This is a genomic window from Arthrobacter sp. NPDC058127 (genome assembly GCF_042884555.1).
Taxonomy (GTDB): Bacteria; Actinomycetota; Actinomycetes; order Actinomycetales; family Micrococcaceae; genus Arthrobacter.
Genome location: NZ_JBHVTT010000024.1, coordinates 1 through 14,667 on the forward strand (window position 1 = coordinate 1; position 14,667 = coordinate 14,667).

At 63.6% G+C, this 14,667-nt stretch carries 14 protein-coding genes; 10 read left to right on the forward strand and 4 right to left on the reverse strand.

What is annotated here, in order from left to right; all coding sequences use genetic code 11:
- Nucleotides 1–142 precede the first annotated feature (142 nt).
- Genes ACFVTG_RS22015 through ACFVTG_RS22025 form a run of 3 tightly spaced genes read right to left on the reverse strand, consistent with a single transcriptional unit; the run spans nucleotide 143 to nucleotide 2,759 of the window.
- On the reverse strand, nucleotides 143–976 hold the full coding sequence (locus ACFVTG_RS22015; protein ID WP_284754292.1) for an alpha/beta hydrolase: 834 nt from the start codon (nucleotides 974–976) through the stop codon (nucleotides 143–145).
- A gap of 31 nt (nucleotides 977–1,007) precedes the next feature.
- Nucleotides 1,008–1,862, reverse strand: coding sequence for an alpha/beta hydrolase (locus tag ACFVTG_RS22020; RefSeq protein ID WP_284754294.1), 855 nt, complete (start codon nucleotides 1,860–1,862; stop codon nucleotides 1,008–1,010).
- A 9-nt stretch (nucleotides 1,863–1,871) separates the two neighbouring features.
- On the reverse strand, nucleotides 1,872–2,759 hold the full coding sequence (locus ACFVTG_RS22025; RefSeq protein WP_390282913.1) for an alpha/beta fold hydrolase: 888 nt from the start codon (nucleotides 2,757–2,759) through the stop codon (nucleotides 1,872–1,874).
- A 77-nt stretch (nucleotides 2,760–2,836) separates the two neighbouring features.
- On the opposite strand from ACFVTG_RS22025, the gene lysS reads away from it, so the two are divergent.
- The 9 genes from lysS to dhaM all read left to right on the forward strand — a co-directional run bounded on the left by lysS (nucleotide 2,837) and on the right by dhaM (nucleotide 13,515).
- Nucleotides 2,837–4,366 (forward strand): lysine--tRNA ligase, encoded by a 1,530-nt coding sequence (lysS, locus tag ACFVTG_RS22030; protein WP_284754296.1) that lies wholly within the window; start codon nucleotides 2,837–2,839, stop codon nucleotides 4,364–4,366.
- 2 nt (nucleotides 4,367–4,368) lie between these two features.
- A complete protein-coding gene (locus tag ACFVTG_RS22035; RefSeq protein WP_284754297.1) occupies nucleotides 4,369–4,545 on the forward strand; it encodes a hypothetical protein in 177 nt (58 codons plus the stop codon).
- Nucleotides 4,546–4,684: 139 nt separating this feature from the next.
- Nucleotides 4,685–5,011: an Lsr2 family protein gene (locus ACFVTG_RS22040; RefSeq protein WP_059390281.1), complete on the forward strand. Its 327-nt coding sequence runs from the start codon at nucleotides 4,685–4,687 to the stop codon at nucleotides 5,009–5,011.
- Between the two features lie 364 nt (nucleotides 5,012–5,375).
- Nucleotides 5,376–7,868, forward strand: coding sequence for an ATP-dependent Clp protease ATP-binding subunit (locus ACFVTG_RS22045; protein ID WP_390282914.1), 2,493 nt, complete (start codon nucleotides 5,376–5,378; stop codon nucleotides 7,866–7,868).
- A 156-nt stretch (nucleotides 7,869–8,024) separates the two neighbouring features.
- Nucleotides 8,025–10,127, forward strand: coding sequence for a S9 family peptidase (locus ACFVTG_RS22050; protein ID WP_390282915.1), 2,103 nt, complete (start codon nucleotides 8,025–8,027; stop codon nucleotides 10,125–10,127).
- A gap of 28 nt (nucleotides 10,128–10,155) precedes the next feature.
- Nucleotides 10,156–10,665 (forward strand): amino-acid N-acetyltransferase, encoded by a 510-nt coding sequence (locus tag ACFVTG_RS22055; protein ID WP_059388339.1) that lies wholly within the window; start codon nucleotides 10,156–10,158, stop codon nucleotides 10,663–10,665.
- Between the two features lie 503 nt (nucleotides 10,666–11,168).
- Nucleotides 11,169–12,170 (forward strand): dihydroxyacetone kinase subunit DhaK, encoded by a 1,002-nt coding sequence (gene dhaK, locus ACFVTG_RS22060; RefSeq protein ID WP_236814121.1) that lies wholly within the window; start codon nucleotides 11,169–11,171, stop codon nucleotides 12,168–12,170.
- Nucleotides 12,171–12,172: 2 nt separating this feature from the next.
- On the forward strand, nucleotides 12,173–12,823 hold the full coding sequence (gene dhaL / locus ACFVTG_RS22065) for a dihydroxyacetone kinase subunit DhaL (RefSeq protein ID WP_390282916.1): 651 nt from the start codon (nucleotides 12,173–12,175) through the stop codon (nucleotides 12,821–12,823).
- Nucleotides 12,820–13,515, forward strand: coding sequence for a dihydroxyacetone kinase phosphoryl donor subunit DhaM (gene dhaM / locus ACFVTG_RS22070; RefSeq protein WP_390282917.1), 696 nt, complete (start codon nucleotides 12,820–12,822; stop codon nucleotides 13,513–13,515). Before dhaL ends, dhaM begins: the two co-directional genes overlap by 4 nt.
- Before the next feature lie 36 nt (nucleotides 13,516–13,551).
- Here the strand turns inward: dhaM and ACFVTG_RS22075 are convergent, their stop codons facing one another.
- Nucleotides 13,552–14,040 carry a hypothetical protein gene (locus ACFVTG_RS22075; protein WP_390282918.1) on the reverse strand — a complete coding sequence of 163 codons (489 nt, stop codon included), beginning with the start codon at nucleotides 14,038–14,040 and terminating at the stop codon, nucleotides 13,552–13,554.
- A gap of 192 nt (nucleotides 14,041–14,232) precedes the next feature.
- Between ACFVTG_RS22075 and ACFVTG_RS22080 the strand changes: the two genes are divergently transcribed.
- The gene (locus ACFVTG_RS22080; protein WP_390282919.1) at nucleotides 14,233–14,667 is read left to right on the forward strand and encodes a class I SAM-dependent methyltransferase; all 435 of its coding nucleotides are present in this window, start codon (nucleotides 14,233–14,235) and stop codon (nucleotides 14,665–14,667) included.

Sequence of the window (14,667 nt, forward strand, 5' to 3'; positions counted from 1 at the left end):
GGGAGGGTGTGGGAGAGTAGGACACCGCCGGACAACCATTCACGTTCAGGCCCCGACACACGTCGGGGCCTGAACCATTTAAACCCACCCACCCGCACGTGAGCCGGCGTCCAACGAAAACCCGGCATACGAGAGCGGGCGTCTAGCCCGAGAAGAAGTCGGCGAGCTCGGCGATGAGCTTGTCGGGTGCGCGGATCACTCCGTCGTGTCCGTGGCCGGGCAGGATGGTGTAGCTCGATCCGGAGAGGACGTCGTGGATCTGGCCACACGCCACCCCGAAGTAGGCGGGGCTCTTTTCCCCGACCACAATGAGCGTCTCCAGCGGCAGCTCAAGGAACGGCTCTGCGGGCATGTCCGCGGCGATGACTGCCTTGATCTCCCGCACGCCGGCCTGCATGAGCTCACGCATTTGTTTGCCCATGGGGGTGCCCGACGTCAGCTTGTTGACGAGTGTCAGCATGGATAGCGGCATCCGCGCGAAGGCGCCCTCCGTTTCGACGCCCTTCACGAGCACAGCGAGCCCGCGGTCAAAGTCTCCGGTCGCCGTCGCGCGCTCGTATTCGCTTGTCCACTCGGCCTTCACGCTGTGGTTGACGGATACTGCGGGGTCGTAGACCGCCAGGCGTTCCACCGGCAGCGTGCGTGCCGCGTGCAGGGCCACTGCGCCTCCGAAGCTGTGGCCGAAGACATCGGTGCTGCCCGTGTGCTTCATGATTTCGGAAAGATCCCGGATGTCGACGTCGAGGGTGTAGTCCTCGGGCTGGGGCGACGATTCACCACGGCCGCGGCGGTTGAAAGTGTGGACCGGGCGGCCAAGGGCAGCACTGAGTTTCTGGGCAAACTTGGAGTAGTCCGCGGCCGTCACCATGGAGGCGGGCACGACGACGACGCCTGAGCCGCCGTTAGCAAGCTCACCGCCCGTCGTGAAGAGCTCGAGGGTTCCGCCGTCGGCCGTTGTGATGTTCTCGCGCGTCATGCTTCGAGCCTAACGGAGCCGCAGGGTTCCGTCAGTCCTTGAAATAGCTTGAAAGGTCCGTCACGAGTTCCTTGACCGCCGCGGGGATGGATCCGTGGAAGCCTTTTGGCGATACCACCAGTGTGCTTCCTGGGACGGCTGCGTATAGCCGCTCCGCAGTGACCTTGTAGTATTGGGGGCTTTTGCTGCCCACCATGAACCGCGTGTTGCGGGGGAGCACGGAGAAATCCCGGGGGAGGGCAGCTTCGTCGTAGGCGGCTTTGAGCTCGGCTACCCCTGTGGGCATGAGTTCCCGGAGGACTTTGTTGACCTTCGTGTGGGACACGAGGGCCATGAGTCCGGCCAAGATGGGCTCGGGTATCCGCGCCAGGGCGGTTCCAGGCTGCATGCCCCGCTTCATCCTGGCCATGGCATGCCCCACATTCCCGCTATCCACGGATTGGGCGAAGCCGTCCAGCCAGCCGGTGTCCACGCTCCCGTCGATGTTCACGGCGGCGTCGTACACGGCAAGTTTGTCCGGCTCGTAACTTGTTCCCGCGAACTCCTGCACGGCATTCAGTGCCACGGATCCGCCAAGGCTGTGGCCGAGGAGGTTCCTGGCCCCGGTGGCGTCCATGATGCTCCGCACGTCCGCAATCTCGGTGGCCATGGAGTAGTCCGCGGGTAGTTCCGTCGAGCTGCCCCGACCTCTGCGATCGTAGGCGTCGACTGCCCAGCCCTCGCCCAGTCCCTTGGATAGCGCCATGGAAAATGGCCGGTAGATGAGCGCGGTCAGGAATGCGCCGCCAATGAGCACCACGCGGCGCTCTCCGGGCGCGTCCACTGCGCCGTAACTGTACAAGGCGAGCTTGCCGCCGTCGGGCGTAGGGACCTCACGTTCTCTCACCGCTTCATCCTAGGGGGATGGCGCCTTCGCAGTTCCTTGTGCCAGGTAGCGGGCGATTCTCACCGCGAGCTGCTTCCCCGGCCGGAGGGGACCCTCGTGGAACTGCAGGGGGACTACCGCGAAGTCCACCACCGGGCTGGCAGCCGCAAGTTGCCGACCGGTCTCGGCAAAGTACGCCGGGCTCCAGCCGCCACTGAGCATCAGGGTTGGCGTTTGCAACTCCGCATAGTCCTGGATATGCGAGCCGGCGTCGATGATCGCCCGCATCTCCAACACCGCCGTCGGCAGCAGTTCCCTCATCTCGGATCCCAACCTCGTCTTGGCCGAGAGGATACTAAGCACCCGCAGTGCCCCGAGCGGCAAATACGAAATCGGGCCGGCCGTGCCTAGCCCTTGGACCAAATGCGCCCATGCGTGGTCGAGCTGGCCCGAGGTGACGGCCTCTTCCAATTGCGGCCGCCACCGCTCGTTCAAGTTGCCGGAGAGGGAAACCGCGGCGTCGTAAGTGACGAGTCGGGAAATGGGTGCGCGCAGGGCCGCCTGGAGCGCGACGAATCCGCCATAGCTGTGCCCGACAACATCGGTGGATCCGCTGGCCTCCATCACGGAAAGCAAGTCGCTGGTCTCAGTCTCGGCGGAGTAGCTAGGCGGCTGAGGTGCGGAACGGCCGCGGCCGCGCCGGTTGTAGGAATGCACCGGCCGGCCAAGCAGGACGCTGAGGTTCCGGGCGAATGGCCAGTAAAGGGAATCAGTCACCAAGGTGCCATGAACAAGCACGACGCCGGGCTCCTCCACAGCGCTCGAGGCGCCGGGAATGGATGCCTCTGCCGCCGGTCGGAAGGAGTGCACTTCAAGGTGACCGCCGTCGTCGTCCGTTTCAACTGTCCATGTCTCCACAGCCCGAGTCTATGTTGCTGCGGGGGCGGGAGGGGAAGAGAGGGAACTCTAAGGAATCCCCGGTAAACTTGTGGATTGTGACTTCCGCAAACACCCCATCCCCGCACACCGCCGCCGAGCCCGCCGACGCCAGCGAGCAGATGCGCATCCGCATGGAAAAGCGCAACAAGCTGATCGAGCGCGGCACCGAGGCCTACCCGGTGGGTGTTGAGCGGACGCATTCCCTTGCCGAGATCCGCGAGAAGTACGCCCATCTCCAGGCTGATGAAACCACCGGCGACATCGTGGGAATCACTGGCCGCGTGGTGTTCGTGCGCAACACCGGCAAGCTCTGCTTCGCAACCCTCCAGGAGGGCGGTGCGGACGGGAAGGGCGTGCGCCTGCAGGCGATGCTGAGCCTGGCGAACGTCGGCGAGGAAACCCTCGCGGACTGGAAGGCGCTGGTGGACCTCGGGGACCACGTCTTCATCAAGGGCGAAGTCATTTCCTCCCGACGCGGCGAGTTGTCCGTCATGGCCGACTCCTGGTCCATGGCCTCCAAGGCCCTGCGCCCGCTGCCGGTGCTGCACGCCGAACTGAATGAGGAAACCCGTGTCCGGCAGCGCTATGTGGACCTGATGGTCCGCGATGAAGCACGGGAAATGGTCTACACCCGCGCAGCGATTACCCGTTCGGTTCGCGACACGCTGGACCGCCGCGGCTACGTGGAGGTGGAGACGCCCATCCTGCAGCTAGTCCACGGTGGTGCCACCGCGCGTCCGTTCGAGACGCACATGAATGCCTTCGACCAGAAGATGACACTGCGTATCGCCACCGAGCTCTTCCTCAAGCGCGCCGTGGTGGGCGGAATTGACCGCGTCTACGACATGGGCCGCGTCTTCCGCAACGAAGGCGTCGACTCCACGCACAGCCCCGAATTCACGACGTTGGAATGCTACGAGGCGTGGGCGGACCAGTTCGTGATGGCCGAGCGGATGAAGGAAATCATCCTGAACGTCGCCGACGTCGTGGGCACCCGCACCATCCAGACGCACGCCGGAGAGATCGACCTCGACGGCGAATGGGCTTGGGTTGCCGTCTACCCGGGCCTCTCCGAGGCGATCGGCGAGGAAATCACTCCGGACACCACGGTGGCGGAACTGCAGGCGATTGCCGCCAAGCACGAAGTCAAGGTGGATCCCAAGTGGGATGCCGAAAAGCTTGTAGTCGAATTGTTTGGCGAGATTGTCGAACCCACGCTGCTCAACCCGACCTTTGTCTACAACTACCCGCCCTCCGCGCAGCCTCTTGCCCGCCCGCATCGGGAGGACGACCGCCTGATCGAGGCCTGGGACCTCATCATTGGCGGCATGGAACGCGGCACGGCCTTCTCCGAGCTGATCGACCCCGTCATCCAGCGCGAACGCCTCACGGAACAGTCGCGTCGTTCGGCCGCAGGTGATGTCGAGGCCATGCAGTTGGATGAAGACTTCCTGCGCGCCCTTGAGTACGGTGCTCCGCCCATGGGCGGCATCGGCCTAGGCATCGACCGCTTGGTCATGCTGTTCACCGGAGCAGGCATCCGGGAAACCATCCTGTTCCCACTCCTCAAGCCCGAAGGGCACTGACCATGGAATACATTGCCGTTCTTGCGCCGTCCGTCGTTGTCGGACTTCTCTTTTGGTTTGCCATGAAGGCTATCTTCAACGCGGACAAATCAGAGCGCCAAGCAGAAGCCCGCGCCCAGGAAGAAGCCGGACTCGGAATTGCGAAGCCGGCGGGCGACGGCTCAACACCTGCCAAATAGCTCTTTCTCCGGGCCGCCCGCGAAGATTTTAATAGAGCCTTTGACTGTGCCTTTGACTGACGCCATGCACTGGACGATAATCTTTAATTAGTAGTCTAGCTATTCTGCATATCCGACCCCTCCAAAAGAGAGTCTTTTCATGGCACAGAAAGTCAAAATTATCCTCGTTGACGACCTGGATGAGGGCTCCGCGGATGAAACTGTCCGCTTTGGCCTTGATGGAGTCAGTTACGAAATGGATCTGTCCAGTGCCAACGCTGCGAAGCTGCGGGACGCTCTTGGGCCATTTGTAGCCAAGGCGCGCAAGACATCGACCGGCCGTGCAACGCGTAGTCGCGTTGCTGCGGGGAGAAACCAGGACTCCGCACAGATCCGTCAATGGGCGCGCGAGAACGGTTATACCGTAAACAGCCGTGGCCGCATTCAGGCCGAAATTCAGGAAGCCTACCAGAAGGCCAATTCCTGACATCAAGTATCAATACCCCGGCCCTAGGGCCGGGGTATTGTCTTTTAACCGCCGGGCGGTCGGGATAACGGTGTCGTGCGCCACTATTCCCGGGAAGGCTTGGAGCCGACTGGGCATATCCGGTAGGCGATCACTGCGTTTGCTGAGAAGGACGACGGCGGTCCGCCGGCTCGTGGGGGTGGCGGCGGGAGCGCGGCCGGATCGTGGAGGCCCTGATTTGGTCGCCGCCGTGGTCCCAGGTGCCACAGACGGGTTGAGCGGGCTTATTCCCGGTGCGGCCATGTTTCCCCTGTGGCGAACACGCCCCAAAATTCCAGCGTTGCCACGTAGCATCAAAGTACGTCGTAGCTAGGAGTGTGGCGAAATGTTTGAGAGATTTACGGACCGTGCCCGTCGCGTTGTTGTGCTTGCCCAAGAAGAGGCACGCATGCTCAACCACAACTACATCGGTACCGAGCACATCCTCTTGGGTCTGATCCACGAGGGTGAAGGCGTTGCCGCCAAGGCGCTTGAGTCCTTGAGCATTTCGCTCGATGGCGTCCGCGAGCAGGTACAGGAGATCATCGGCCAGGGCCAGCAAGCCCCGTCCGGCCACATCCCCTTCACCCCGCGTGCCAAGAAGGTACTTGAGCTCTCGCTCCGCGAAGCCCTGCAGCTCGGCCACAACTACATCGGTACTGAGCACATCCTGCTCGGCCTCATCCGCGAGGGTGAAGGCGTTGCCGCGCAGGTGCTTGTCAAGCTTGGCGCCGACCTCAACCGCGTCCGCCAGCAGGTCATCCAGCTGCTCTCCGGCTACCAGGGCAAAGAAACTGCCGGTCCTGGCTCAGGTCCGGGCCAACAGGAAGGCACCCCGGCCGGTTCGGTTGTGCTGGACCAGTTCGGTCGCAACCTGACCCAGGCCGCGAGGGAAAACAAGCTCGATCCTGTGATCGGCCGCGAGCTGGAGATGGAACGCGTCATGCAGGTCCTCTCCCGCCGCACCAAGAACAACCCCGTGCTGATCGGCGAGCCCGGCGTCGGCAAGACCGCCGTCGTCGAAGGCCTCGCCCAGGCGATTGTCCGCGGAGACGTCCCGGAGACCATCAAGGACAAGCAGCTCTACACGCTTGACCTCGGTTCCCTTGTGGCGGGTTCCCGTTACCGTGGTGACTTCGAAGAGCGCCTGAAGAAGGTCCTCAAGGAAATCAGGACACGCGGGGACATCATCCTCTTCATCGACGAGATCCACACGCTCGTGGGCGCCGGCGCCGCAGAGGGTGCCATCGATGCCGCGTCCATCCTCAAGCCGATGCTGGCCCGGGGTGAGCTCCAGACCATTGGGGCCACCACCCTGGATGAGTACCGCAAGCACATCGAGAAGGATGCCGCGTTGGAGCGCCGCTTCCAGCCGATCCAGGTCAAGGAGCCTTCCGTCGCGCACGCGATCGAGATCCTCAAGGGCCTGCGGGACCGCTATGAGGCGCACCACCGGGTGACCATCACCGACGGCGCCCTTGCCTCTGCGGCAACGTTGGCCGAACGCTACATCTCGGACCGCTTCCTGCCGGACAAGGCGATCGACCTGATCGACGAAGCCGGGGCGCGATTGCGCATCCGCCGGATGACGGCTCCGCCGGAGCTCAAGGCCATGGACGAGCGCATCGCCGAGGTGAAGATGGAGAAGGAATCGGCCATCGACGCCCAGGACTTCGAAGGCGCCGCCTCGCTGCGCGACAAGGAGCAGAAGCTCATTGCCGAGCGTGCCGAGAAGGAACGCAACTGGAAGTCCGGCGGCATGGACGATATCTCCGAAGTGGATGAGGAGCTGATTGCCGAGGTTCTCGCGAACTCCACCGGCATCCCGGTCTTCAAACTCACCGAGGAAGAATCCAGCCGCCTGCTCAAGATGGAAGACGAGCTGCACAAGCGCGTCGTCGGCCAGGACGAGGCCATCCGTGCTCTCTCCCAGGCGATCCGCCGTACCCGTGCCGGCCTCAAGGATCCCAAGCGTCCGGGTGGCTCGTTCATCTTCGCCGGCCCCACCGGCGTCGGCAAGACCGAGCTCGCCAAGGCGCTGGCCGAATTCCTGTTCGGTGAAGAGGACGCCCTCATCACGCTGGACATGTCGGAGTACTCCGAGAAGCACACGGTTTCGCGTCTCTTCGGTGCCCCTCCGGGCTACGTCGGCTACGAAGAAGGCGGGCAGCTGACCGAGAAGGTCCGCCGCCGTCCGTTCTCCGTGGTCCTGTTCGACGAAGTGGAGAAGGCCCACGCCGATCTCTTCAACTCGCTGCTGCAGATCCTCGAGGACGGCCGTCTGACCGACTCCCAAGGCCGCGTGGTGGACTTCAAGAACACGGTGATCATCATGACCACCAACCTGGGCACCCGCGATATCTCCAAGAGCGTCGCAACGGGCTTCCAGTCCGGCACGGACACCACCACCGGTTACAACCGGATGCGGGCAAGGGTCACCGAGGAGCTCAAGCAGCACTTCCGCCCCGAGTTCCTCAACCGTGTTGACGACGTCGTGGTGTTCCCGCAGCTCACGCAGGACGAGATCATCGAGATCGTTGACCTGTTCGTCACGCGCCTCGAGGCCCGCCTCAAGGACAAGGACATGGGCATCGAGCTCACCACGGCCGCCAAGGTTCTCCTGGCGACCCGGGGTTACGATCCCGCCATGGGTGCGCGGCCGCTGCGCCGCACCATCCAGCGCGAGATCGAGGACCAGCTCTCCGAGAAGATCCTCTTCGGCGAGCTGCACTCAGGTGACATCGTGGTGGTCGACGTGGACGGCGAAGGCGACGACGCCAAGTTCACGTTTGCCGGCAACGCCAAGCCGCGCATCCCGGAAATCGCTCCGAGCGCCTAGGCTCCGGTTCCGCCGAATTCCGATTCAAAGGCCCCGTCCGCTCCCAAAGGAGCGGGCGGGGTTTTTGCGTCCCCGATGAGCGTATTATCTGAAATAAGCGTTTCACTCTTAGTGAATCCTTTGTGATCTGCGGCACATTGCGTGTTGAATCAGAGCATGGATTCGAATGCCTCAGAGACCCCGAGCACCCAACCCGAAACTCCTTTCCACGATCTCGACCACTACCTGGCCATCCCCCGGGTCGGCGGCCTGGCCCTCAGCACCGACGGAAGCCGCTTGGTCACCACGGTTTCCACCCTCAACGCCAAGGGCACTGAATACGTCACTGCCCTGTGGGAGCTTGATCCAGCGGGAAAGAAGCACGCCCGCCGCATCACGCGCAGCGCCAAGGGGGAGACCGGTGCGGTGTTTGCGGCCAACGGTGACCTGCACTTCACCTCGGCCCGGCCCGATCCGGACAGCCCCGAAGCGGATCCCGTGAGCGCACTGTGGCTCCTGCCTGCCGACGGCGGTGAGGCCCGGGTGGTGCATTCCCGCGCGGGCGGCGTAAGTGGCGTCATGGCCGCGTCATCCGCGGATGCCACTTTCGTGACGGCCTCGGTCCTCTCCGGTTCCACCGATGAGGAAAATGACGAGGAGCGGCGCAAGAGCCGCAAGGACAACAAGGTAGCGGCCATTTTGCACACCGGCTACCCGGTCCGCTACTGGGACGCAGATCTGGGACCAGCCCAACCGAGGCTGTTTGCCGTGGAAAACGGAGATGCGGTTGAGTCCGGCAAGCCTGCGACCGTGGATGCTACCGCCCCCCTGAAGCTGCGCAATCTGACTCCAGACGTCGGCGGCAACCTCCGCAACACCCATGCGGTGGTCAGCCCGGACGGGAAGACGATTTATACGAGCCTCGCCAAGCCGCTCGCGAAGGCCGATACGCGCTTTGTGCTCGCCTCCGTCGATGTCGCTTCCGGCTCACTGAAGGTGCTCCTTGACCATGAGGGAATGAGCTTTTTCCCGGGCCCGGTCAGCCCTGACAACAAGATGCTCTCCGTAGTCAGCGAAAGCGACAGTACCCCCGGCGAGGCGCCCCAGGTCAAACTCCACCTTTTGAATGTCGGAGTGGGAGAAACCCTTGACCTCGAGCCGCTCGCGCCCGCTTGGGACCGCTGGGGCAGCCCGGCGGCCTGGCTTCCCGACGGGCGCTCGCTCCTCGTCACAGCCGACGACGACGGCGCGACGCCGGTCTTCCGGGTCGCCGTCGCTGACGGTACGGTCACCCGGGTGACGCGTGACGCGGCGGCGTACACCGACGTCGTGGTTTCGCCCGATGGTCTGAGCGCGTTTGCGCTACGCAGCTCTTATGAATTCCCGGCCGAAGCGGTCCGGATCGATCTCGCCTCGGGTGAGGTCGAGCGGCTCCCCGCCCCGGCTGAACGCCCCAGGATCAAAGGCTCGCTGGAACGGGTGGAGACCAGTGCGGCTGACGGTTCGAGGGTTCCGGCTTACCTCGCGCTCCCGGAAGGCGCGTCCGCGGCAAATCCGGCGCCGTTGCTGTTGTGGATCCACGGCGGGCCTTTGGGATCGTGGAATGCCTGGACCTGGCGATGGAATCCATGGCTGCTCGTGTCGAAGGGGTATGCCGTGCTGCTGCCGGACCCGGCACTATCCACAGGCTACGGCCAGCAATTCATCCAGCGCGGCTGGGGCCAATGGGGCAAGGCGCCGTTTACGGACCTCATGTCCATCACCGACGCAGTGGTCCGGCGGCCGGACATTGACGAGACGCGGACGGCCGCCATGGGCGGATCATTCGGCGGATACATGGCCAACTGGGTGGCCGGGCAGACGGACCGCTTCAAGGCGATCGTGACGCACGCCAGTTTGTGGGCACTGGACCAGTTCGGGCCCACCACGGATGCTTCGCAGTATTGGCTCAAGGAAATGACCGCGGAGATGGCAATGGACAACTCGCCCCATCTCCATGTTGCAAAAATCCACACCCCCATGCTGGTGATCCACGGCGACAAGGACTATCGGGTGCCGATCGGCGAGGGCCTGAGGCTTTGGTACGAACTTCTTTCCAGCTCCGGGCTGCCCGCCGACGACAACGGCGAGACCCAGCACCGCTTCCTGTACTTCCCTGACGAGAACCACTGGATCCTGCAGCCACAGCACGCCAAGGTCTGGTACGGCGTCGTGGAGCACTTTTTGGCCAAGCAGCTACTGGGACAGGAGGTTCCAGTTCCTGGGGACCTGGGGCTTTAGGCGCCTTCGGCCTCGTAAGATTGGGGCTGTGACTTCGACTTTCAGTATCCGCCCTGCCCGCACCGGCGATGTTGCCGCGATCAAGAGGCTTGTAGCGCCATTGGCAGAGCAGCGAATCCTGATGGCCAAGGAGACCGTGGCCTACTACGAGAGCCTTCAGGAGTTTCGGATTGCCGAATCGTCCGACGGCGAGGTGATCGGTTGCGGTGCCTTGCACGTGATGTGGGAGGACCTGGCTGAGGTGCGCACCTTGGCAGCGGACGACAATTGGCGGGGCAAAGGCGTGGGCCACGTCCTTGTCCAGCAGCTCCTGGAGGACGCCCGGGCTTTGGGCGTCGCCCGGGTCTTCTGCCTGACGTTCGAAGTGGACTTCTTCAAGCGCCACGGATTCGAAGTCATGGCGGACCAAACCGCCGTCGACCCCCAGGTCTACTCGGAATTGCTGCGTTCCCACGACGAAGGCGTGGCCGAGTTCCTCGATCTGGCCCGTGTGAAGCCCAATACCCTGGGCAACACCCGCATGATCAAGGTCCTGTAGCTCCGGTTTCTTCTCTCGGTTCCTGAATGTGCCGGTCCTCAAGTCTTTACGTATATCAACTTGATGGATAAACTAATGGAGGCTCGGTTGCGGCGGGCCAACCATACTGTGGAGGCGAGAAATGAAGTACCACGTTATGTTTCCGGACTTTTCAGGTTTCCAAATCGACATGCCGCGCCCTGGCGCCACACCGGAGTCGCGCAAGCAGGGAACCGGGGGTTGCATGCGGTCCGCGTGCACGGATCTCTGGCCGGACTCGATGGCCAAAGACGCAACAGGCCAAGACTTGAGTATCGCTCGATTGACAGTGGGCGGGCCGCCGCACTGACCAGGCGCATGCCGGAAGTTTTTCCAGAAGGGACAGCCATTGGGGGTTGTCCCTTCCTTGTGTCTACCGCTGGGTTCTGTATTGCACGTTCCCACATACGTACCATTCCCCTACCGTGCCCGGGGCGCTGGTAGTAGGGTCAAATCACCTACCAGCAACGCCCCAGGAGCGCGCCATGAAAAAGCTCATCAACGATCCCCGCTCGGTGGTGGACGAGTCTGTCGAGGGATTCGGCATGGCCCATGCCGATCTCGTGGACGTCCATACGGACCCTATCTTCGTCGTTCGAAAAGGAGCGCCGGTTGCCGGCAAGGTGGCGCTTGTCTCGGGAGGAGGGAGCGGCCATGAGCCGCTTCATGCCGGCTTTGTGGGGCACGGAATGCTCGACGCCGCCGTGCCGGGCGCCGTTTTCACGTCGCCCACCCCGGACCAGATCATTCCGGCCACCGCGGCCGTCGATTCCGGGGCCGGGGTCATACACATTGTGAAGAACTACACCGGTGACGTGCTGAATTTCGAGACTGCGGCAGAGATGGCCCAGGCTGAAGGAATCAGCGTCCGCTCGGTTCTCGTCAACGACGACGTCGCAGTGGAGGATTCGCTGTACACGGCAGGCCGACGCGGCGTGGGTGGCACCGTGCTGGTCGAAAAAATTGCAGGCGCCGCAGCCGAGCGTGGGGATTCCCTGGAAGCTGTCGCGGGTGTAGCGGAGGGAGTTGTCCGCAACGTGCGCACTATGGGCGTCGCTTTGTCCGGCTGCACCGTGCCGCATGCCGGGGTACCCAGCTTTGAGCTCGCCGACGACGAAATAGAAATCGGCATAGGCATTCACGGTGAGCCGGGGCGGCACCGGATCGCCATGGAGGGAGCCGACGCCATCACCAGCCGCCTATTGGACCCCGTTCTGGAGGACCTCGGGATCAAGGCCGGTGAAGAGGTGCTGCTCTTCGTCAACGGCATGGGTGGTACGCCGCTCAGTGAGCTGTACATTGTCTACCGCCGGGCGGCCCAGATCCTCGCGGAAAGGGGAGCCAAAGTGGAGCGCTCACTCGTGGGCAACTACGTCACGTCCCTTGAGATGCAGGGCTGCTCCATCTCGGTACTGCGTCTTGATGACGAACTCACCGCCCTTTGGGACGCGCCCGTCCACACTCCAGCCCTGCGTTGGGGGATGTGACGGTGGGCCTGGGGGTCGAATGGGCGGTCGAATGGTTGACACTCTCCGCACGGCTCATGGCCGAGCATCGGGAGGAATTGATTGCATTGGACCGTGCGATTGGCGACTCGGACCACGGCGAAAACATGGACCGAGGATTCCAGGCCGTCATGGAGAAGCTTGCACAAACTCCTCCCGAAACACCCGGCGCAGCTCTGAAGCTGGCTGCGATGGCCCTGATGTCCAAAGTGGGCGGGGCCGCCGGACCGCTGTATGGAACCGCGTATCTTCGGGCGGCCACGGCGCTGGGAGAAAACGCCGACATTGATGCGGCAGCGCTAGCGGGTGCACTGACTGCGGCACGGGACGGAATCATTGCCCGCGGGAAGGCGGAGCTAGGTGACAAAACTATGGTGGATGCCTGGTCTCCGGCGGTGGAAGCGGCGGACGAGGTCCTGGTGGCCGGTGGAGATGCTGTTGCAGTGCTGGCTGCGGCGGCCGAGGCTGCCGAGGTTGGAGCCGTCACGACTGATCCGTTGGTAGCCCGCAAGGGTCGCGCCAGCTACCTCGGTGAACGCAGCGCCGGTCACCGCGATCCGGGGGCCGCGTCTTCTGCTTTGCTGTTGCGCGCGGCCGCCACCGCGGCGGGATTCCCCGAGGGGTCCGCCGAATGACGGTGGGCTTAGTGGTGGTCTCACACAGCCGGAAGATCGCGGAGGGGGCAGTGGAATTGGCCGCGCAGATGGCCCCCGATGTGCGGTTCTACGCTGTAGGCGGCACGGACGATGGCAGGATTGGGACGGACCTGGAGAAAACGATCACCGCATTCGAGGCAGGACTTGCGGAGGCTTCCGGGGATGGCGTGGTGGTCCTGACGGACCTCGGTTCGGCCGTCATGACGGCAGAATCAGCAGTCGAGTTCTCCAGCGAGCCGGAAAAGGTCCTCCTTGCCGACGCTCCTTTGGTGGAGGGCCTCGTTGCCGCGGCAGTGGCGACCCAGGGTGGTGCATTGGCCGCCGCGGTGAAGGCCGCCGCCGAGGCCGTTCGATTCGGCCCGGAGCCTGTTTTTGATGCCGAGGCGCCGTCTCAATCCGAAGGCAGGGGTCAACCGGCGGAAAGCGGCGAGTTCGAACTCGTAAACCCGATGGGAATGCACGCCCGGCCTGCGGCGAAGATTGCAGGTGGACTGGCCGGCATGGATGTCGAGGCAACAGTAAACGGCGTCGATGGCACATCCATTATGGAACTCATGAGCCTCGCAGTAGGCAAGGGCGGGAAGCTCAGGGTCGAGGCCTGGGGCACAGACTCATCGAAAGCCGTGGAGTACGTCAGGCGGTTGGTGGAACAGGGATTCGGCGAGATCTGACGGGGCGAGACCTGAACGCCGCGCGGGGTTTGGGATTCAGGACTGCCGGAGACCGTGGGCATCGAGCAGCAGGCTCGCCGTGATGGTGGTCTGGCACTGCTCGCCCCAGGGTTTCGCGGTTTTGGGTGTGAAGTCGAGTGTCCAGGGCGGCAAGGTCCCGCCGTTTACGTCCGTGCCGGTCACCTCGGCATCGATGGGTGAGGACGTCAGTGTTCCCATGTTCAGGAAGCCGTAGCGGGTGCCATCCGGTGACGTGACGGCGGAGCATGACCCATCGGGTTCAGGGCTGCAGGATTGGGGGACGGACACGCTGCCTGGGCGCAAATCCAAATCGGCCTCGCGGCATTTCCCGTCCTGGCATGCCTTCAAATGGACGGTTTTCACCGTCGGCGCGTATTCCGCCGTGATTGTCAGGGACACCACCGGGGCCATGGCAATTGCCGGGCAAGCGGTGACTTGAGGTTCACATCCCGACCAGAGTGCCGCCGTCGTGGTCAATGCGATGGCGGCCCACAACCTGCGCATACTTGAGGATAATCCCGCTGCCGTGGCCCGGAACGGGAGGCCTGCAACTGGCAGGCACATCGTTACCGACATTTGCGGATCGTTGCCGCGCCGCGACCTCACGGCCGGGTCACGTCGACTTCCGAGGCGGTCAGGACCGGGTCACGGCCGGGCGCAAGGAATTAGCCGGCCGCAAAGAATAGGGTTCTTTGCATGACTGAACCCTCGGACGTGCATGCCACTCGCTCCGCCTACAACAGCCTGCAGTTTGATGAAGGGTCGATGGAGGCGCTGGAGCTGGCGGACGGCACCTTGGGTGGCATCGTCGGCTGGTATTCGATCATCCACACGCCGCCCGGCCGTTTGCCGGCGGTGTTCGCGGAATTCCACCGGACCCTCCTGGACGGCGGCTTGCTGCTTCTCGCGTTTCAGGCCGGTGACGAGCCCAGGCATTTGGACTTCGCGTATGGCCACGAGATCGATCTCGATGCCTATCGCTTGCCGCCTGAGCGCATCACGGAACTCCTCCTTCGGGCCGGCTTTGTCGTGGACGCGCAGCTTCTCCGCGAACCGGACGAAATGCACGAGAAGACCCCGCAGGCCTACCTTCTAGCCCGCAAGCCGCCGCGCAAACCGGCCACGGCGTGA